Genomic DNA, 23,533 nt, shown 5'->3' on the forward strand with positions numbered 1-23,533 from the left:
AAAAACTGGAGTTCTGAAGTTTACAGGAGTGTCTTGGAATGCCGGATCTATCTGAACGCTTGTCGAATATGTCGCCAATGAAGTTGGCGTTTGCTGCTCAACAAGTAGCGTCTCAGCTAGAATTGTTGAAGGCAGAACCCATCGCCATTATTGGTATGGGATGCCGCTTTCCGGGAGGCGCAGATGATCCAGAGGCATTTTGGCAGTTGTTGAAAAATGGGGTGGATGCGATCGCAGAAGTACCCAAACAACGTTGGGATATAGACGATTACTATGACCCCAATCCCGATACACCAGGAAAAATTTCTACCCGTAGAGGGGGATTTTTAAGTCAAGTGGATGGCTTCGATGCAGAATTTTTTGGCATCTCCCCGCGCGAAGCAACTAGTCTTGACCCTCAACAGCGCTTACTATTAGAAGTGAGTTGGGAAGCTTTAGAGAATGCTGCCCAAGCACCAGAGAGATTACTTAATACGGCTACTGGAGTATTCATAGGCATCTGTAACACAGATTATTTAAATTTAATTTCTGACTTAGCAGATAGAAAATACCTTGATGCTTATACGGGTACAGGAAATTCCCCCAGCGCAGCCGCAGGACGTTTATCCTATAGCCTGGGATTAACTGGGGTCAGTGTTGCGGTCAATACTGCTTGTTCTTCATCTTTGTTAGCAGTTCACTTAGCTTGTCAAAGTTTGCGACAACGAGAATGTCGAATGGCATTAGCTGGAGGAGTCAGCTTAATCTTAACACCAGAAATCGGAATTATTTGCTCCAAAGCGCAGATGTTATCTCCGGATGGTCGTTGCAAAACTTTCGATGCGGCAGCTGATGGTTATGTTCGCGGAGAAGGTTGCGGTATAATTGTATTGAAAAGGTTATCGGATGCTTTAGCAGATAAAGATAATATTTTGGCAGTGATTCGGGGTACGGCGGCGAATCAGGACGGACGGACTAGCGGGTTAACAGTACCTAACGGACCATCTCAACAATCAGTTATTCGGCAAGCTTTAGCTAATGGCGGTGTGCTGCCAAGCCAAGTTAGCTACGTGGAAACTCACGGTACGGGTACAGCTTTAGGAGATCCAATTGAAGTCGGGGCATTAGGGGCAGTTTTTGGTAAAGATCGGTTGTCCGATCAACCCTTGCAAATTGGCTCGGTAAAGACTAGTATCGGACATTTAGAAGGTGCTGCTGGTATTGCTGGCTTGATCAAAGTGGTTTTAGGATTGCAACATCAGCAACTTCCTCCCCACCAGCATTATCACCAACCTAATCCTCAAATAGATTGGGAACGGTTGCCGATCACAGTAACGACGCAATTGCAATCATGGTCAGGAATAAACCAGCGTTGGATTGCGGGGGTTAGTTCTTTTGGCTTCACTGGTACTAACGTCCACGTCGTTCTAGAGGCAGCACATACATTAGAACCGCCAGATTTAACCGCAGAACGCCCCTTGCACTTACTAACTTTATCAGTTCAAGACCCTGCTGCTTTACCAGAATTAGCTCAACGTTATTTAAAGTATTTGGAAGCTAACCCGAAGTCATCTTTAGGAGATATTTGCTATACAGCTAATATTGGTAGAAACCACTTTGCGCATCGTTTAGCTTTAGTTGTTAGTTCTCGCGATCGCCTGCAACAACAACTTACAGAATATATCACCGAAACTGTTAACCTAAAGCCAGAACGTGACCAGCGCAAAAATACTCGCCAGATAGCTTTTTTGTTTACAGGTCAAGGTTCGCAATACTTAGGTATGGGGCAAGAACTGTATCAAACCCAACCTACTTTTAGGAAAACTATCGACGCTATAGCTAAAATTTTACGTCCTTACCTGGATGTGCCTTTATTAGAGATTCTCTATTCTCATCCCGACAAATTACAGCAAACAACTTATACTCAACCTGCTTTATTTGCGATTGAATACGCCCTTTATCAATTATGGCAATCTTGGGGGATTAAACCTAGTGCAGTCATTGGTCACAGTTTGGGGGAATACGTAGCTGCTGTAGGTGCTGGGGTGTTCAGTTTGGAAGATGCCCTCAAATTGGTAGTCGTGCGCGGACGATTAATGCATCTTGTCCAAGGGAAAATGGTAGCAGTTTGGGCAGATAGAGAATTAATTGAGAAGTTAATTGCACCTTTTGAATTAGTATCTATCGCTGCCTTTAATGCACCGGAAAGTCTAGTAATTTCTGGAGAGGTAGCTGCAATTGAACAGGTAACTGCGGCTTTATCTCAAATGGGAGTTAAAACAAAAGTTTTAGATATTAATTCAGCTTGTCACTCGCCATTAATGCAACCGATACTAGCAGAATTTCAGCGAGTTGCCAGTAAAATTAATTATGCCGTTCCTAAGTTAGATTTGCTCTCTAATTTAACTGGGTCGTGGGCGGCTCAAGAAATTGCTAGTGCTGATTATTGGGTAAAACATATTGTCAATCCGGTTAGGTGGGCAGATGGAATAAATCATTTAATTGCTGCAGGTTATGAGACTTTTCTAGAAATCGGGGCAAAACCAACTTTAACCGGAATAGGTAAATTAGGATGGGGAACAGACAAATTATACTGGTTAACTAGTCTCAATCCTAAACAATCTGATTGGCAACAAATTTTAGAAAGTTTAGCCGCTTTGTATGTTAGTGGAGTGGCAGTAGATTGGCTGCAATTTGAGCGCGACTATCCCCACAATCGTTTATGTTTACCCACCTATCCTTGGCAGCGCGAAAGTTATTGGATATCAGCCGAATATTTTCCGAAGACAATCGAGTCACCCAAAACTTCGAGCAATCGCATCAATACTTTACTTGATGAAAGATTATTGTTAGCTAAATCAAAAGCTATCTGTTTTCAATCTAAATTTAGCTGCGATCGCTTAAATTTTTTAGCAGATCATCAAGTTTACGATCAAATCATTCTCCCAGGTACAGCTTATCTGGAAATAGGATTAGAAGCAGGTCAAGAAATTTGGCATTCTCAAAATTTAGTCATTACAGATTTAGTGATCGTACAGCCGCTAAGATTTGAAAGTGCTAGGAGCGAAAAAACACATCAATTTTTTCTAGAAAGTGAAAATCAAGAAAATCAAAGTTATCTCTTTGAAATTTTTAGTTTAGATGAAGAAACAGAAGAATGGATTTTACACGCTTCAGGGAAAATTGCTAAAAATGAATCTGAAAATAGCAATACTAAAATTGCTGAAAATTTAGCCGAAATCATTAATTACGAACTTTTACTAACAGCAGATAAATACTATAAAGAATTAAAAAGAAGAGGTATTAATTTAGGTAATAACTTTCAAAGTATCAAACGAGTATGGCGAAAAGATAAGACAATTTGGGGTGAGATAAAACTCTGTCAAGAATTAGAACTAGAAATAAATCGCTATCAACTGCATCCAGTATTACTTGACGGTAGTTTACAGGTTTTTGGTGCGGCTTTGATTGCAGAGGGTAATCCTCAAACTTATTTACCTATAGGTTTAGATTCTTTACAGATATACACTTCAGATATACCTAGATGGATTCGGGTAGAAAGACGATTAAACAATAACGAAACTATTCTTAGTGTAGATATAGATTTATTTAGCAACGATGGTAAATTAGTAGCTCAATTACAGGGAATGCAGTTTAAGCAAGCTAATCGTCAATCTGTACTAGGAAATAAGAAATCTGATTGGCAAAATTGGCTTTATCAAGTTAAATGGCAACCTCAGATTCGGTGGCGCATTTCTCAAGATGATCGCGAGGCTTCTCCTCTGTTAACTCCCACAAGAATTAGTGAAAAATTAGCCGCTCATCATGAAGAGATTATCCAAAGCCAGTTACAAATATATCAAGAAGAACTTAAAAGTCTGAATACTTTAGCGGTTGGATATATCTTAGCCGCTTTCCAAAAAATGGGTTTAGTTTGGCAGATTGAGCGAGAGTTTAACTTACTAGAAATTGCGATAGAGCTAGAAATTATTAGTTGCTATCATCGGTTACTGAATCGCTTATTAGCCATTTTAACTGAAGCTGGATATTTACAGCAAAAATCTGAAAGATGGCGGGTGATTAAAATTCCCACACAAGTTAATTTAAACTCCGTCATTCAAGATGATATTGTGGCAGCAGAATTCATCCTGCTTTCTCGTTGTGGTAGTCAGTTAGATCGAGTGTTAACAGGAAAAGTTGAGCCACTACAATTGCTATTTCCCGATGGGGATTTTAGTATTGTGAGCAAACTTTATCAAACATCGCCGGTAGCAGTGGCGATGAATACTTTATCACAAAAAGCTGTTAGTTTAGCTCTAGAAAAATTGCCTATTTCTCAGGGAGTGAGAGTTTTAGAAATTGGGGCGGGAACTGGGGGAACAACTGGTTATTTATTACCATTTCTGCCAAGCGATCGCACTGAATATACTTTTACTGATGTCGGTGCAACTTTTCTTACTCAAGCTCAGGAAAAATTCCGAGAATACCCTTTTGTTAAATACAAAATTTTAGATATTGAAACAGATCCCTTAACTCAAGGATTTAGTACCGCAGAGTACGATATAATTATTGCGGCTAATGTTCTTCATGCCACTGCAGATTTATCAGTAACTTTAAACCACGTCCGACAATTACTAGCACCAGGAGGCATATTAGTTTTACTGGAAGTAACGACGGCGGAAAACTGGATAGATTTAACTTTTGGGTTAACTGAAGGTTGGTGGAAGTTTAGGGATCTAGATTGGCGACCAAATTATCCTATACTCTCACCAACCAAATGGCAAGAGTTACTAGCAAAAACCGGATTTAGTCAGACAGAAACCTTAAATCCAGGTGGTTTGTCGCCACAAGTGCTATTTTTAGCCCAAACTCCTACAACAAAATTATCGAGAAACTGGTTAGTTTTAGCAGATCGTCAGGGCGTAGGTGCAGAATTAGCAAAATTGTTGCGCGCTCGCGGTGAAGAATGCCTGTTAGTATTTAGCGATCAGGATTATCGTCAGATTAGCCCCACAGAATTTCGAGTTAACCCCAATTCTAAGCCAGATTTCGACCAACTATTGACAACAATTAGCCGCGATGGCCCTCAATTACATGGCATAGTTAATTGTTGGAGTTTAAATGCTGCTAACAGCGGAGGAATGAGGGTAGATGAGTTATCAACAGCTTCGATTTTAGGATGTGGGAGTACCTTGCATTTGATGCAAGCTTTATTAGCAATAGCAGGGGAAAAATTACCAAATTTATGGTTAGTTACCCGTGAGGCTGTAGAGGCAAATTTGGACTCTTCAAAGCCATCATTGCGGGGAGTAGCACAATCTTCTCTGTGGGGAATGGGCAAAGCGATCGCTTTGGAATATCCAGAATTAAATTGTATACGAATAGATTTAGCTGATGAAGGTATCGCTCAAAATGCCCAAGATCTTTTAGCAGAAATTTGGTATCCCACAACAGAGGAAGAAATAGCTTTCCGAGGCGGCATCAGACAAGTAGCAAAATTAACCCGTAAAGAGTCAGAAAATCCCTTGCCAAAGTTTGCTCGGCAACCTTGGCAATTAGCTATGACTGCACCTGGTTCGATCACAAATTTGCAATTGCAACCGATGATGCGCCGCGTTCCTGCTGCTGGTGAAGTAGAAATTGCTATTCGTGCTAGTGGACTCAATTTTCGGGATTTGTTAGGTGTCTTAGGTTTATATCCAGGGGAAGTAGGAGAGTTAGGGCTAGAATGTGCGGGTGAGGTAGTAGCTGTAGGCTCTGGGGTAAGGGATCTGCAAGTGGGAGATAGCGTAATGGCGATGACTCCAGGCAGTTTTAGCCAATTCGTCACCACAGATGCAACAATGGTCATTCCCAAACCGCAACGATTAAGCTTTGAAGCTGCTGCTACTATTCCCTCAGCTTTTCTGACTGCTTACTATACGTTGTACCATCTTGGCAAAATCTCGGCAGGCGATCGCGTTTTAATTCACGCAGCTGCCGGAGGAGTAGGTCAAGCAGCAATACAGTTGGCATTGCAAGCTGGTGCAGAAGTCTTCGCAACTGCTAGTCCTAGTAAATGGGCAGCTGTACAATCTTCGGGAGTCAAACATATTATGAACTCCCGAACCCTGGACTTTGCCGATCAAGTAATGGAAATGACTAATGGCAAAGGTGTGAATATCATCCTTAACTCTTTAACTTCGCCTGGATTTGTAGCTAAAAATCTGGAGGTTTTGAGTCCTGGAGGTCGATTTTTAGAAATTTCTAAGCGGGATGCTTGGACACTCACACAAGTAGTTAATATCAGACCTGATGTGGCATATTTCCTAGTAGATGTAATGCAAGTAGTCCAAGAGCAACCAGAATTAGCTCGATCAATATGCCAGCAATTATGCGAAGAGTTTCAGCTAGGAAAACTCCAACCTCTACCTTACACTGCATTTGGGATGACTGACGTGGAAGGTGCTTTCCGTTATATGCAGCAAGCTAAAAATATTGGTAAAATCATCATTAATATACCAAGCTATACATCAGATCAATCTGTAAAATTTCATCAAGACTGTACTTATTTAATTACTGGTGGTTTAGGCGGTTTAGGTTTACTAGTCGCTCAATGGATGGTAGAAAAGGGCGCAAAGCATCTATTACTTTTAGGACGAAGTGGGGTGAAACCATCCCAACAAAAAGCATTACATCAACTAGAGCAAGCAGGAGCCAATATCCAAATAGCGATCGCCGATGTTGCCCAGACTGAACAAATGACCAAAGTGTTAGCGGGAATACCGCCTTCACTGCCATTACGGGGGATTATTCACGCAGCCGGAACTCTAGATGATGCAGTGCTACCCCAGTTATCTTGGCAACGGTTTGCTAAGGTGATGGCAGCTAAAGTAGAAGGCGCGTGGAATCTGCACTCCTTAACCCAAAACCAGCCCCTAGACTTTTTTATTCTCTTTTCGGCTGCTGCCGCTTTAATAGGGAATCCTGGTCAATCCAACCATGCGGCAGCGAATGCTTTTTTGGATGCTTTAGCTCACCATCGGCGATCACTAGGTTTACCTGGATTGAGCATTAATTGGGGGGCGGTAACTCAAGTAGGAGCCGCAGCTCAACGTCAAATTGAATCCCTCTTCGCAGGCACGGGCATCGGTACCATTCTTCCCCAAGCGATGCTTGATATTCTCGAAGATCTGTGGTGCAGCGATGCTGTACAAGTAGGAGCAGTACCGATCAACTGGTCGCAGTTTGGCCAGCCTTGGAGCCAGTCTTCATTTTTTAGCGAGTTGCGGGTAGCCACTGCCAATACTGCCACAGATAGTCAAAAGAGAACTTCCCAGATTCTGGAACAATTACAACAAGCATCCCCAGAGGCAGGGAAAAAATTATTGCAATCACACCTTAACTTTCAAGTGGCAACAGTTTTAGGCATAAAATCAAACAAAGCGATCAACCCACACCAAGGGTTTTTCGATATGGGCATGGATTCCCTGACCTCCATAGAATTAAGAAATCGCTTGCAAATCAGTTTACAATGCAACCTATCTTCCACCATTATTTTTAAATACCCAACAATTGCCGCACTAACCGAGTATTTAGCAGCAGAAGTAGTGGGCATTCAATTAGCTCAAAAGGCAAGCGATCAATCTCAGCAAAACAAAACAGAAGCAGACCAATTAGCTGAATTAGCAGCACTTTCGGAAAGAGAAATTATCAATCTGTTGGCACAAGAATTACAGGCGCTCGAAGAGGGGAAAAATCAATGAAGCCCAATTTAGACCAAATCGATTCAGCTGCATTGATGAAAAAGGCATTGATTGAACTGAGGGAAATGAAAGCTAAACTCAGCGAAATCGAAGCCGCACAAACCGAACCGATTGCGATTGTGGGCATGAGTTGCCGATTTCCTGGGGGAGCTAATAGTCCAGAAGGATTTTGGCAGTTATTGCGGCAGGGAGTAGACGCAATTAAAGAAGTACCTGCTGATCGGTGGGATATTAATGCTTACTACGATCCCGATCCTAATGCTGGCGGCAAAATGTACGTGCGTGAGGCTGGCTTCATTGATCGAGTAGACGAATTCGATGCCCAATTTTTTGGGATTTCTCCCCGCGAAGTTGCTAGAATAGACCCCCAACAAAGGCTGCTGTTAGAGGTTTGTTGGGAGGCATTAGAACAAGGGGCGATCGCGCCAAAACAATTAAAAGGCAGCCAAACAGGAATATTTATGGGGCTATGTACTGATGACTATGCCCAACTTACGGTTAATGCTGGCGATCGCCCAAGCCCCGATTCAGATGCTTACTCGTATTTAGGCATCACTCGTAGTATTGCTGTTGGTCGAATTGCTTACTTGCTAGGTCTGCAAGGCCCAGCAATTCAGTTAGATACCGCTTGTTCTAGTTCTCTGGTTGGTGTTCATCTCGCCTGTCAAAGCTTGCGAAATCGAGAATGCAATTTAGCTTTAGCAGGGGGAGTTAACCTCATGCTCTCACCCTTAAGCACAATCGGGCTATGTCGCTTAAAAGCTCTGGCTCCAGACGGACGCTGCAAAACTTTTGATGCAGCAGCTAACGGTATGGCTAGGGGTGAAGGGTGTGGGGTGGTGGTGCTCAAACGCCTCTCGGATGCCATTAAAGAACGCGATCTGATTTTGGCAACGATTCAAGGGTCAGCTATTAATCATGATGGATCGAGTAGCGGACTGACTGTTCCCAATCAATTAGCCCAAATTGCCTTAATTCGGGAAGCTTTAGCTGGTGCTAAAGTGCAACCAGCAGAGATTAGTTATTTGGAAGCTCATGGTACTGGTACTGCTTTAGGAGATCCAATCGAGTTGGATGCTTTACGGGATGTGTTTGGCGAAGCTCGCCAGCTTGAACAACCTTTAATCGTTGGTTCAGTTAAAACTAATATCGGTCACTTAGAAGCCGCCGCCGGAATTGCTGGTTTAATTAAAGTTATTTTGGCTTTGCAACATGAAGAAATTCCCCCACATTTACATTTCCAGCAACTCAATCCTCATCTTAAGTGGGATAAATTACCAATATTAATTCCCACTCAAACAATCCCTTGGTCGAAAGGTGAAAAGCCTAGGTTAGCAGGATTAAGTTCTTTTGGTTTGAGCGGTACTAACGCTCATATTGTCTTAGCTGAAGCACCAAAGGTTGAAAGGCGACGCCAGACGCCTCAACGGGAGCCAGCGTTGAAGGAGGGTTTCCCTCCGCAGGCGTCTGGCGTTGGGGAACCCCCGCACGGCGCTGGCTCAAATTCCGCTTCTCTACAAGAGCGTCCGTTACATATCTTAACTTTATCGGCAAAAACTCCCCAAGCATTGCAGCAATTAACTGAAGAATATGATCGCTTTTTGCAAAGGTATGCGGATTTACCTATAGGAGATATTTGCTTTACTGCTAATACAGGGCGATCTCATTTTGAGTACCGCTATAGTTTAATTGCCGCTTCTACTCAAGAGTTGCAACAACAATTAGCTGTTAAAGCAGCAGAAATATTATCAGATAAATTGGAGCCTAAATTATCTGATAATATTGCTTTTTTGTTCACTGGACAAGGTTCTCAATATGTTGGTATGGGTAAAGAACTTTACGATACTCAGCCCACATTTCGCCAAGCTCTAGAGCAATGTGCAGAAATTTTACAACCCTTACTAGATGTGCCATTGCTAGAAGTTCTTTATCCTACTTCTGAGAAAAATGCTAAATTAATTGACCAAACTGCTTATACTCAACCTGCTTTATTTGCTTTGGAATATGCCCTCTTTAAGTTATGGGAATCTTGGGGAATTAAACCAAGTTGGGTAATCGGTCATAGTGTCGGTGAGTATGTTGCTGCTACTGTAGCCGGGGTATTTAGTTTAGCTGATGGTTTGCGATTGATTGCTTGCAGATCAAGATTAATGCAAGAGTTACCACTTGAGGGAGGAATGGTGGTAGTTTTTGCTAGTGAGGATCAGGTAGCAAATGCGATCACTCCTTATGGTAATTCAGTTGCGATTGCAGCGATTAATGGTTCTGAAAATATAGTTATTTCCGGGAAAACCGAATTTCTAACTAAAATCGTTGCTTCTCTAGAAACTGACGGGATTAGAACCCAACCTTTAAACGTTTACCATGCTTTTCATTCTCCATTAATGACTCCAATGGTGTCAGAGTTTCGGGAATTTGCTGCTCAAATTTTATTTTATCCTCCTCAAGTTAGGTTAGTTTCTAATGTAACTGGAAACGAAATTGGTGACGAAATCGCTACCCCAGAATATTGGTGTAACCACATCCAAAAACCTGTTAAATTTGCAGCAGGTATAGCGACTTTGGCGCGGGAAGGCATTGACATTTTTATAGAAATTGGAGCAAAATCAACTCTCTTAGGAATGGCTCGTCACTGTTTACCAGAAAATACCGGATTGTGGCTGCCAAGTTTGCGTTCGGGTGTAGGAGAATGGCAGCAAATTCTTGATAGTTTAGGTATTTTATATATTAATGGAATAACTGTAGATTGGCATGACTTTGATCAAAATTATCAAAGGCAACATATTTCACTACCTACCTATCCTTGGCAACGAAAACGATTCTGGGCTGCTCATAACCAGGCGCATAAAAGTTCAAATTCACAAATTACCGAATTTTTAACTAAAGGTGATGCAGAAAAACTAGCTAATACTCTGTATCAAACCGGAAAATTTACCAGTCAAGAACAGCCATTAATCGGTGAGATTATTAAAGTTTTAATTGAGCAACATCAACGAGAAATTCCCAAATTCAAGTTTGTCTCTTACCTTCTGACTACCCCAGTAATCCTCAGGGATAGCCTGCAACCGCAATTAGATGCTTTAATGGCTCAACCAGATTTAGAAGTGTATTGGCAGGTTTTAGAGCAGTTGGAAGTTTTGACAACTGATTATGTAGTACGAGCTTTTTACGATTTGGGATGGAACTTTGAGGTAGGAAAGCGATTTTTGCCAATTCAAATAGCAGAAGAATTAGGAATAGTCGAGCGCCATCAAAGATTATTGCTCAGATTGTTAGAAATGTTATCTGAAATTAATGTCGTTGTCTCAGTTAATCGAGAATGGGAAGTTGTCCAAAAGCCAGAAATTCCTCAACCTCAAAAATTGTACCAGAGTTTATTAGAAAAAAGTCCAAATGCTGAAGCAGAATTAACAGTTATAGAACGGTGCGGTTCTAATTTAGTGGCAGTCTTGCGGGGGGAATGCGAACCTTTACAAAGTTTATTTCCTCAAGCAGATTTAAGTATTGCTACTAAACTGTACCAGGATGCACCTTTTTCTCAGGTCATGAATACCTCGTTGCAAAAAACTCTCAGTGCAGCTTTAGCACAATTTCCTCAAGAATATGGAATTCGTGTCCTAGAAATTGGAGCGGGAACAGGGGGAACTACAGCTTATCTCCTTCCCCATCTAGATCCTGAACGCACTGAATACATATTTACTGATGTCAGTGCTTTATTTACAACTAAAGCTGCTCAAAGATTTCATGATTATTCTTTTGTTAAGTATCGAGTTCTAGATATTGAAAAAGATCCAATCTCTCAGGGATTTTATCAAAAAAATTATCATATTATTGTGGCAGCTAATGTTTTACATGCCACTAGCAATTTACGTGAAACTGTAGAAAAAATAGATCAATTATTAGCACCTGGGGGAATTCTAATTTTATTAGAAACAACAGCTAGACAAAGGTGGATAGATCTATTTGCTGGATTGACCGGAGGTTGGTGGAAATTCACTGATTTTGAATTGCGTCCAAATAGTCCATTATTATCAGGAGATAAATGGCAGGAGTTGTTGACAGAAACTGGTTTTGAAACTACAGCGATTATTAAACCACTACTCAACAATCAGCCAGTAATTGCTCAACCAGCGATAATTTTAGCTCAAAGTCCAATGGTAGAGATGGAGTTATCTAATAACTTAGAAAATCAGGAGCGATCGCCAAATGAGCAATCGTCAGCTAAACTACCAGGAATTAGGGAGAGATTGGCGGCAGTATTACCAGTAGAGGCTAAGGGGTTATTAATTGCTTATCTTCAAGAAGAGGTGAGATTAGTTTTAGGAATGGAGCGATCGCTTCTGCCAGATCCCCAACAGGGCTTTTTCGCTCTGGGTTTAGATTCCTTGACAGCAGTAGAATTAAAAAATAGATTAGAAACCGCTCTGAAATTGCCCCTACCTGGTACTTTAGCTTTTGATTTTCCTAATATTCAAGTTCTGTCTGAATATTTAGCTAAAGAACTTTTGCAGAGCGAAACTGGATTCGGTCAAAAATTAGATTCAGATCCAATAACTGTGGCAGAAGTTCCTCAAATAAATGAAGATGAATTACAAGCATTAATCGACCAGGAAGTAGCTGGAATTGAAAAGTTATTAAAGGGAATATGAGCAACGACTCTTACACTAACGAGTATCTATCTTCGTCTCACCGCTTATTATTAGCACTGAAAGAAGCCCGAAAAAAACTCGAAACAGTAGAAGCTGAAAAAAATGAGCCGATAGCGATCATCGGTATGGGGTGTCGGTTTCCAGGAGCCAACAACCTAGATGAGTTTTGGCAATTGCTGAAAAATGGTCGAGAGGCTATTACAGAAGTTCCTTTATCTCGTTGGGACATCAATGCTTATTACCATCCCGATCCAAAAGTACCTGGAAAAATTTATACCCGCTCAGGGGGATTTCTGGATGGGATAGATTGCTTCGATCCCTTATTTTTTGGGATTTCTCCTCGCGAAGCGATCGCTCTCGATCCATCCCATCGTTTGCTGTTAGAAGTAAGTTGGGAAGCATTGGAAAATGCAGCACAAATCAAACCGCGACTGGCAAATTCAGCCACAGGTGTTTTTATCGGCATCAATGCGAATGATTATGCTGAACTATTAAAAGATTCAGGAGAGTTTAACCGTCAATCCAGCAATACTTATGATATTACTGGTACGCCAACTTACGCGGCGGCTGGACGTTTATCTTACACTTTGGGTTTAACTGGGCCGAGTATTGCTATTAATACAGCTTGTTCTTCTTCTTTAGTAGCTGTTCACCTAGCTTGTCAAAGTTTGCGTAATCGTGAATGTAACATGGCTTTAGCTGGTGGCGTTAATGTGATCTTGTCACCAGAAAGCACGATCGCTTTATGTCGATCGCGAATGTTAGCACCGGACGGACGAAGCAAAACCTTTGATGCGGCGGCTGATGGAATGGTGCGATCAGAAGGCTGCGGGATTGTAGTCCTGAAGCGGTTATCTGATGCTGTAGCCTCTAAAGATAATATTATAGGGGTAATTTTGGGTTCCGCAATTAATCAAGATGGTCCTAGTAGCGGTTTTACAGTTCCCAACGGATCGGCACAACAAAGCTTAATTCGTCAAACTTTAGCAATGGCAAAAGTCAAGCCATCCGAAGTAAATTATATCGAAGCTCACGGTACGGGAACTGCTTTAGGCGATCCAATCGAAGTTAATGCTTTAGGCGCAGTATTTGCTGAAGGGCGATCAACAGATTCGCCTTTATTAATTGGTTCAGTTAAAACTAACATTGGTCACGCAGAAGCAGCTGCAGGTATTGCTGGATTAATTAAAGTAGTGTTGGGATTGCAACACCAAGAAATTCCCCCACACTTGAATTTTCAACAACCCAACCCTCACATCAACTGGAAACAAATACCCGTCAAAGTTACCACTCAAACCACACCTTGGGACAGCAATCAGCAAAAACAAATCGCTGGAGTAAATTCCTTTGGTGCTAGCGGGACTAATGCCCATATAATTTTAGCTGCGGCCCCAGAATTAGACTCCGTTAAACCAGAAGTTGATCGCCCTATTCATATTGTTAACCTTTCAGCTAAAACGCCTACTGCTTTAGCAGAATTAACCCAACGTTATATCGCCCACTTAGATACTCACACACACCAAAATCTAGCCGATATTTGCTATAGTGCTAACACTGGACGCGATCACTTAGAATATCGTTTAAGTATAGTTGCCGATACTGTTAATGAACTCCGTCGCCAGTTGTGCGATTTTGGAGCAGGAACAGAAGCTAATCCCACATTAATAAGCGGAATTGTTCAAGAAAAAACACCACAGAAAATTGTTTTTCTTTTCACCGGACAAGGTTCTCAATATGTGGAAATGGGTAAACAGCTTTACCTAACCCAACCAACTTTTCGGGCTACTCTTGACGCTATTACTGAACTTTTTCAACCATATCTTGGGGTATCACTGCTAGAAATTATCGATTCAGATGGGGAAAAACTACAGCAAACTGTTTATGCCCAACCTGCAATTTTTGCCTTGGAATATGCCTTATATAAATTATGGCAATCTTGGGGTATCGTACCAACAGCAGTAATGGGACATAGCGTAGGCGAATATGTGGCAGCTTGTGTGGCAGGAGTTTTCAGTTTAGCAGATGCAGTCCAGCTAATTGCAACTAGGGCGCGACTGATGCATTCTATTGAAACTGCTGGGAAAATGGTCGCAGTTTGGGCAACGGTGGAGTTTATAGAAAGTGCGATCGCACAGGATGCAGAATTGCTAGGAATTGCTGCTATTAACGGAACAGAGAATTTGGTAATTTCTGGAGAAGCATCAGCTATTGATCGAATTGTTTCCAATCTGAATTCTCAGGAAATTAAAACCAAACCTTTATCAGTTTCCCAAGCTTTTCACTCTCCGATGATGCAACCTATCCTAGCTGATTTTCGACAGATTGCTGAAAAAATTAGCTACTTCCGTCCCCAATTACCTTTAATTACTAATGTCAGTGGTACTTGGGCGCAAGCAGAGATAGCTACTCCAGAATATTGGGTAGACCATATTCGCCGCCCAGTACAATTTGCTCGTAGTCTAGAAACTTTATTGCAAGCAGATTATCAAATCTTTTTAGAAATCAGTTCCCAACCAATATTAATTGGGATGGCACAGTTAAGCTATCCTCAAACTAATCTTCAATGGTATGCCAGTCTCAAACCTCAAAAAGCAGATTGGCAGCAAATGTTAGAAACTTTAGCAGGTTTATATATTAATGGCATACCTGTAGATTGGTCGGGATTTGACCGAGATTATCCCCGCTATCACTTGCCTTTACCTACCTATCCTTGGCAACAGCAACGCTATTGGTTAGAAACTACGCAAAAATCTCAATTTTTATCGGTTCACAATAATGGTGCTCGTACCGTTCATCCTTTACTGGGTAGTCGATTAAATTTACCTTTAAAAGAAATTGTATTTACTTCTCAAATAAGTACGAATTCTCCAACTTTTTTAAGAGAACATCAGATTTATGAACAAGTAGTATTTCCAGCTACAGCTTATATTGAAATGGCTTTAGCTGCTGGTAGTGAAATTCTGAAAACTGATGATTTATTGGTGGAAAATTTTTCCATTCAACAAGCTTTGATTTTACCCAAAGCAGAATTTATCAAACTGCATTTAGTATTCACATCAGATAATCAAACTTATTCATTTCAAATTTTTAGCCAAAGTGCAGAATCCAATGATTTGGACGATTGGCTGCTTCATGCTACTGGAAAATTACAAAAAATATCAACATCTGAACCCCGCTCAACCATTAATATAAGCTCTTGGTTAACTCAGCCTCTAGAAGAAATATCTTTAACAGAATACTATCAAATTTTTAGCAAAAAAGAAATAGATTTAGGTGCAAGTTTTCACGCTCTGAAAAAACTAGGGCGATCCTCAGATGGTGTTAGAGGTGAAGTGCAATTACCAGATGCTTTAATTATTGAAGCAGGAGACTACAAGCTGCACCCAATATTACTTGATGCTTGTTTACAAACTTTAGGAGCAGCTTTTGATAATGACAGCCAAAAACATACATATTTACAAGTAGGGTTAGACAGACTCAAAATTTATGGCAGTCCAGGATTTAGGCTGTATAGTCAAGTGAAAATTCATCCAATTGTTGACTTCAATCAGCCCCTGCGTAATGCTGATATAGATATTTTTGATCCAGAGGGAAGGTTAGTAGTTAAGATAGAAGGTTTGCAGTTAATGCGAACCAGTCACCAAGCATTAATGATGCAAATCAAGGAAGATTGGCAAAATTGGATTTATCAATTAGATTGGCGTTCTCAGATCCGATTTACTCAAGCACAACTCTTACCTAATTATTTACTCACCCCGGCTGAAATCGGTGTGCAAGTAGAATTAACCAAAATCAGCATTCCCAACAATCTAAAAGCTTACCAAAAAGCACTAATTGAATTAGAAGCTTTGGCACTCGAATATTTACTAGATGCCTTTGCGAAAATGGGTTGGTTGTGGCAAATTGGTCAGCAGTTTTCAATAGCAGAAATTGCCCAAAAATTAGGCATAGTTAACCAACATCGCCGTTTGCTAGATCGCCTGTTAGAAATATTGAGTATAGCCGGAGTATTGCAACAACAGGGAGATGCCTGGAAAGTTGGTCAAATCCCGCCACAATCAAATCCAAAATTTTTACAACAAACTCTATTACAAGAACACCCGATTGCTGAAACTGAGTTAGCTTTTTTGCAGCGTTGTGGGGAGAAATTAGCCGAGGTACTCCAAGGACAAAGTGATCCGTTACAATTATTATTCCCCAACGGCGACTTTTCCGCAGCGACTAAATTTTATCAGCAGTCACCTGGGTCGATGTTAATGAATACCATCGCTCAAAAAGCGATCGCCATAGCTTTAGAAAAGTTACCGAGTTACCGAGGAGTGCGGATACTAGAGATTGGGGCTGGTACTGGCGGTACGACGGCTTACATTTTACCCCTACTAAATCCCGCCCAAACTAAATATGTCTTCACCGATGTAGGAGCCGTTTTTACTTCACAAGCAGCACAAAAATTCCGTGATTATCCTTTCGTAGAATATCACGTATTAGACATCGAAATTGACCCCCAATCTCAAGGATTTATTCCTCATCAGTACGACATAATTGTGGCAGCTAATGTCCTCCACGCTACTACCAATTTAACTGAAACTTTACAAAACGTCCACCAATTATTAGCGCCAGGAGGTTTACTATTATTAATTGAAGGTAGTCAGCCAATGGGCTGGATCGATCTAACCTTTGGATTAACCGAGGGATGGTGGAAATTTACCGATTTAGATATAAGACCTAACTATCCTTTGTTGAGTGCTGATCGCTGGATAGAATTGTTAGATAAAAATGGTTTTGAAGATGCTATTAATATTGTTTCCCAATTAAATGATCGCCAAATTATGTCTCAGTCGGCGGTCATTATAGCCCGCTCAGAATCTCTGCCTATCTCCAGTCCTCAGAATTGGCTGATTTTTAGCGATGCAACAGGAGTAGGCGATCAATTAGCCGCACAATTACAAGATCGGGGAGAAAAATATAACTTAGTCTTCCCAGGCACCAAATACCAACAAGTAACTGAAACCGCATTTCAGGTAGATCCAGCGAATCCAGCAGACTTCGAGCGATTGCTAGGAGATTTTAGTCAAAAGTATGGATCTTTAGGTGGAATTATTCACTGTTGGAGTTTAGATACAGCCAACCGCCAAGAATTGACGGCGGTAAATATAGACAAAACTTTAGAACTAGGCTGTGGTAGCATTTTACATTTAGTTCAATCTCTGATTAAAGCTAACTTCGCTCAATCCCCTTCGCTTTGGTTAGTTACTAGAGGCACTCAATTAGTAGATCCCAACCAAACTAATATCGCGTTAACAGAATCGACTTTGTGGGGTTTGGGCAAAACGATCGCGATGGAACATCCAGAATTTAGCTGTCGCTTAATAGATTTAGATCCCTCAGCAGATCCAGCAGAAATTTCAGTTTTATGGGCTGAAATTTTATCGCCCGATCTCCACAGTAAAGAACATTTAGCTATTCGCCAGGGACAAAGATATCTATTGCGGTTAAAGCAAATCGAAGCTATAGAAGCCCCGCCACAGCAATTTTCATCTGATGCTACCTACTTAATTGCTGGTGGTTTAGGGGGAATTGGTTTAACAGTAGCTAGTTGGATGGTGGTTCAGGGAGCACGATATTTAGTTTTAATTGGGCGCAGTAGTCCTGACGAAGAAGCTAAAGTAACTATTCAGGAACTAGAGCACGTAGGAGCAACAGTTGTAGTAGCGGAAGCTGATATTTCTGTTACTGAGCAACTAGAGCGGATTTTGCATGAAATCCAGTCATCTTTACCACCTTTAAAAGGCATTATCCATTCTGCTGGTATCTTTGAAGATCGGCTGCTGCGAGATCATCAATGGGAACTATTTCGCAAAGTATTTGCACCCAAAGTAGCTGGAACTTGGAATTTACACACCCTCACCCAGAATTTACCTCTAGACTTTTTCGTATTATTTTCTTCTGGTTCTTCGCTTGTAGGAGCTTCAGGCTTAGGCAACTACGTGGCGGCAAATGCTTTTGTGGATGCCCTATCTCATTATCGACACCTGCAAGGTTTACCCGGATTGAGCGTGAATTGGGGAGCTTGGAATAAGTTAGGAATGGCTGCGGCTGTTGGTACTCAGCGCGAGGCGCAATGGCAAACTGGAGGGATGAATCAAATGACATCTCCACAAGCATTGAAAGCATTTGAATACTTACTCCAGCAAGATTTGACTCAGGCGGGAGTGATTTCCCTTGATTGGTCGAAATTTTTAGCCCAACTTCCCCAAGGAGTTAATGCCAAGTTTTTTGAAGATTTTATCTCTGCATCCGAAACATATTTACCTCAGCAATCTGTTACTAAGTTTCAAAAACAACTACAGAAAGCTCCAGTTGGCGATCGCCGTCAATTGTTAATTGCTCACGTGCAAGCTCAAGTAGTTCACTTGATGGGATTAGATGCTAACCAAGTGCCAAATTTGCAGCAAACATTTTTCGATCTAGGTATGGATTCGTTAATGTCTGTGGAATTAAGAAATCGCTTGCAGAATAGTTTAGGATGTAATTTACCTTCGACTTTAACTTTTAAATATCCCACCTTAGGCGCAGTAGTAGATTATTTAGCCGATCAAGTTTTACAGTTAGAATTCCTATCGCAAGCTACTAGCCAAACCCTAGTAGTTACCGAACAATTGCCCTCTTGCTTAATCCCGCTTCAACCATTGGGAAGACAATCCCCATTATTTTTGCTCCATCCCTTAGCTGGAGTCGTTTTTCCCTATTATGAATTATACTGTGTTTTAGGTGAAAATCACCCAATTTATGGACTGCAATCTATAGGTTTAGAAGTTAATGAAACACCTTTAACCAGCATTCCCGAAATGGCTCGTCATTATCTTGGTGCTTTGCGCTTAGTTCAACCTACAGGACCGTATTATTTAGCAGGATGGTCTTTTGGTGCTAATATCGCTTTTGAAATCGCTCAACAATTACAACAAGAAGGTGAATTCGTGGCGTGGTTAGGTTTAATAGATCAACCAGCACCAGAAATTGTCAAAAACTCTCAATTTCAAATGTTCGCTAATTTTTGGAGTTCCATTGTTCCCCGAATTTGGCCTTATGTCTATGAATACTTCTATTCACTAAATTCTGCCAACAATCAACAACCAATTTCTAATTCGATTGATAGGAGATTAACTATATGGGATTATCTGTTAAAACCACGGCAAATTGTTAGCAGCATCACGCGATCAATAGAACTAATGAAGTCACGTAAACCTGCTGTTAGCCGTTTATTGCGGATTGTCCAAATCAACAACCAAGCTTTATTAGACTACAGTCCTTCACGCTATTCAGGTCAAGTTAGTTTGTTTCGCACTGGAGATTTTACCCAATATTCCAGTGAAGATCCGACCTGGGGATGGGGTAAATTAGTTGAGCATCAAATTGATGTTGATCGTATTCCGGGTGAGCATCTTAACTTGTTGAGACAACCTCATGTTAGTGTCTTAGCTCAAAAGATAAAAGCTTGTCTTGATCGCTTTCATTAAGAAACTTTTTCTAAATCTCGATATCGTTACTAATTTCTGCCAATAATTACCATGAGCCAAAACAAATTTTATATCGGATTGTCTGCCTCAGTCCACGATTCAGCTTTAGCTATTGTTAATCCGGACGGAGAAGTAGTTTTTGCAGAGGCAACTGAAAGATATATGCAGAACAAGAGGGCATTCAACTGTCCTCCAGACCATTTAATTCGGACACCTGAATTAATCCGCGAGTATTGTTCTCCCAAAGCTGAATTAGTTATAGCAATTACCTGGAGCCAGCCCATCGTTGCACTAACTAAAATTATGTCCGAATTTTCCAGATTAACTGGCAATTTACCTATTTTTAATGATTTCTATAAAAAACTAAATTGGCCTTGGCCATCTTTGCAAACTACCATGCAGGGACAAGCTAACAATATGACTTTTGCGGGTCAAAATTTGCTTGGTAATCACGAAATTAAAAATTCTACTCAGGTAAAGTATTACGAACATCACTTAACCCACGCTGCTAATGCTTGTTATTCGAGTTCCTTTGATACAGCTGTTTGTGCAATTATTGATGCTTATGGGGGCTGGGGGTCTTATGATTTTTACCAATATAAACACGGTAAACTCTCAACGCTTAAAAATCCTTGGGAAGGTTTTGGTAATGGTAATCTTGGACATTTCTATGCTTTAATCTGCGCTTTATGCAGTTTTGATGTCATTAAAGGTGAAGAATGGAAAGTAATGGGACTAGCCCCCTACGGTAAATACGATGAAAATTTGTATCAATTACTGCGAACACTGATTTCTGTTAAAGGTTTAGATATATATTTCAATAACCATCTGTACTTTCCAGTTATAGAAAAACTCCAAAGTATGATGCGAAAGCCAGATGAATCACCTTTGATATCAGCTAATTTAGCTTATACAGGGCAGTTAATCTTTATGGAAATTATGGAAGAACTGCTGAATAATTTATATGACCGAGGATTTTCTGATTGTTTAGCTTTGAGTGGTGGGTGTGCTCTTAATTCTACCTGGAATGGTCAAATTTTAGAAAAGACCAAGTTTCGCAGTCTCTATATCCCTTCTGCACCTGCTGATGATGGTAATGCCGTCGGTGCAGCCTTACTAGCATATTATGAAGAAAGTCCCCAAGCTCAACCTCCTAAGCGGTTTTTCTCTCCATATTTAGGCTCAACTTTTTCAAAAGAAACTTTAGACAATCTATGCAAGTTTAGCAGCATGAAAGATTTGCAATATCTACCTGGTAAAATCCATAAAAAAGCAGCGGATTTACTAGCACAGGGAAAAATCATTGGTTGGGCGCAGGGTAAGGCTGAATTCGGTCCAAGGGCTTTAGGCAATCGTTCAATATTAGCAGACCCTCGCCCAGAAGATATGATGGATCGAATTAATAGTCGAGTAAAATTTAGGGAAAAATTTCGTCCTTTAGCCCCATCCATATTACATGAATTTGGAGATGAATATTTCGAGAACTATCAGGAATCACCCTATATGAATATAACTTTAAAATTTAAATCAGAAGTACTGGAAAAAGTTCCCGCTGTCGTTCACGTTAACGATACAGGACGCCTGCAAAGCGTTAAAAGAGAATGGTCAGAAAAATACTACGATCTGATCTACGAATTTTATCAATTAACTGGTATCCCACTAATATTGAATACTAGCTTCAATATTATGGGTAAGCCAATTATTCACTCAGTTGAAGACGCCATCAGTGTATTTTATACAACAGGATTAGATGCTTTGGTTATTGAAGATTACCTAATCGAAAAATAAAAGTTTAGTAACCGTTCACAGGATTTGAAACGCTACCGTGAAAAATAGGTACATGCAGCAATACCTTCGCCAAAAAAAAGGATAAGGAACCCCAGGAGAAAAATACTTCTCAGTCAAATGCGCTACTGCGCCTACGCACAACTTTTACGTCGCGCGTTTTGGTTTACATCGCTTTGGTCAACGTACTCTACTTGGAATGTATCGCTTGCCAGTGGTTGCAACAGTTACACACCTATGGGTTATTATCTGGCTCTTTTCGCCACCCCACTTGCAACAAGAACGGCACGCCGCCCAACGCAGTGGCTCCAGAAGACCAAATTTGCGTACTGCGTAGTTATATCCGTCAAACAGACAGTTTAATCAAAAACGTAGTATTTATCATTAAATGTAAACCTGTACTTAAATTTCTCCTCCAGTTGAGAGCATGATAACACAGGAGCCACAGGTCAAGCAGTGTCTATCACGTCGCACGCGGCTCATGACAGCTATATGCCCGTTAGTCCTAATCCCTTTAAATTAGCCTGATAGAAAGCGCATTGGTGAACGCATATGCCACAGGTCTTTACCAGGCCAAATAGTAGCACTCTTACCATTAGGGTTAGAATCCAGCAACTGTTTGAGTTCTTTCTCAAAGTTTTCATTGCTGTTGTGAACAAGGATATGCACGGGTTCAGCACCCATTTCCAGCATGAAGCCAACCATGCAGTACACCAGATCAGGCTCACCGTAGATAGCGAAGCGCTTACCGTGAACCCATGAATGCGAGTCAGTCATCGCATCGACTGCCCGACCGCGTTCAATTTCCAATTCTTCGGGAATGGGTTTACCAGTCAGTTCACTGAGTTTCATCAGGAACTCATCAGTACCCTTAATACCCCAAGGACGAGAAACGACAACCTCTTGCTTCCATTCTTTGGCGATGTATTCGCGGGTTTTGGGAGTAGAGTGTGCTTGTAGAGCAACTGTTGCTTTCCCATTAATTGAATCTGCAGCTTCTTCCAAGGGAGTACCGCCTGGGTACATATTAAACTCACCTGTGTTGGGTGAATCCAGATAGTCGCTGTTATCTGCCAGTATCGTGTAATCGATACCCATCAAATTACACATCCGCTTGATTTCCCGGTTGTTACCAACATAGGTGTCAAAACCAGGGATGAAGTTGATTTTGCCATTGCTGGTTTCTTTCTTCTTACCTGCAGTCAGGTTAGAAAGAATACCCTTCATCATGTTGTCGTAGCCTGTGATGTGGGAACCAACAAAGCTAGGAGTGTGAGCAAAGGGCACTGGGAAATCTTGAGGAACTGCACCAGCATTTTTGGAGTTGTTGATGAAAGCCTGCAAGTCATCACCGATAACTTCTGCCATACAGGTGGTGCACACAGCGATCATCTTCGGCTTGTACAGTTGGTAGGAGTTTGTCAAGCCGTCAATCATGTTTTGCAGTCCACCAAATACCGCTGCGTCTTCTGTCATGGAAGAAGATACGCCAGAAAACGGTTCTTTGTAGTGACGAGTTAAGTGGGTGCGGAAGTAAGCAACGCAACCTTGGGAACCTTGGACAAAGGGTAGAGTACCTTCAAAACCAACAGCAGCGAAGATTGCGCCCAATGGTTGGCAACCTTTAGCAGGGTTAACGGTCAATGCTTCACGAGCGAAGTTCTTTTCACGATACTCCCAACTCTTCGTCCATTCTGCAACCCTTTTTACTTCTTCGGGGTCGTGTCCGTTTTCAAACTCTTTCTTGTTTTTAAATAACTCTTGGTACTCTGGCTGGTGGAATAGCTCCACGTGGTCTTGAATTTTCTCCGGATTCTGAGGCATTTCTCTATCTCCAAGCGAGCTAGTGGGTTGGTTA

At 41.2% G+C, this 23,533-nt stretch carries 5 protein-coding genes; 4 read left to right on the forward strand and 1 reads right to left on the reverse strand.

The annotated features are described in order from the left end of the window. The first annotated feature begins 38 nt into the window (after positions 1–38). The 4 genes from AC5JM2_RS36170 to AC5JM2_RS36185 are packed head-to-tail and all read left to right on the forward strand — an operon-like array spanning position 39 to position 21,678. Entirely contained in the window at positions 39–7,724 is a 7,686-nt protein-coding gene (locus AC5JM2_RS36170) for an SDR family NAD(P)-dependent oxidoreductase (protein ID WP_495841089.1), read from the forward strand. Continuing rightward, positions 7,721–12,373 (forward strand): beta-ketoacyl synthase N-terminal-like domain-containing protein, encoded by a 4,653-nt coding sequence (locus AC5JM2_RS36175; protein WP_495841092.1) that lies wholly within the window; start codon positions 7,721–7,723, stop codon positions 12,371–12,373. Before AC5JM2_RS36170 ends, AC5JM2_RS36175 begins: the two co-directional genes overlap by 4 nt. After that, a complete protein-coding gene (locus AC5JM2_RS36180; protein WP_495841094.1) occupies positions 12,370–19,890 on the forward strand; it encodes an SDR family NAD(P)-dependent oxidoreductase in 7,521 nt (2,506 codons plus the stop codon). Before AC5JM2_RS36175 ends, AC5JM2_RS36180 begins: the two co-directional genes overlap by 4 nt. A 51-nt stretch (positions 19,891–19,941) precedes the next feature. Continuing rightward, positions 19,942–21,678 carry a carbamoyltransferase family protein gene (locus AC5JM2_RS36185; protein ID WP_495841095.1) on the forward strand — a complete coding sequence of 579 codons (1,737 nt, stop codon included), beginning with the start codon at positions 19,942–19,944 and terminating at the stop codon, positions 21,676–21,678. 516 nt (positions 21,679–22,194) lie between these two features. On the opposite strand, the gene nifK is transcribed toward AC5JM2_RS36185, so the two are convergent. After that, on the reverse strand, positions 22,195–23,499 hold the full coding sequence (gene nifK, locus AC5JM2_RS36190) for a nitrogenase molybdenum-iron protein subunit beta (protein WP_495841097.1): 1,305 nt from the start codon (positions 23,497–23,499) through the stop codon (positions 22,195–22,197). Positions 23,500–23,533 lie beyond the last annotated feature (34 nt).

The organism is Brasilonema angustatum, from assembly GCF_059505445.1.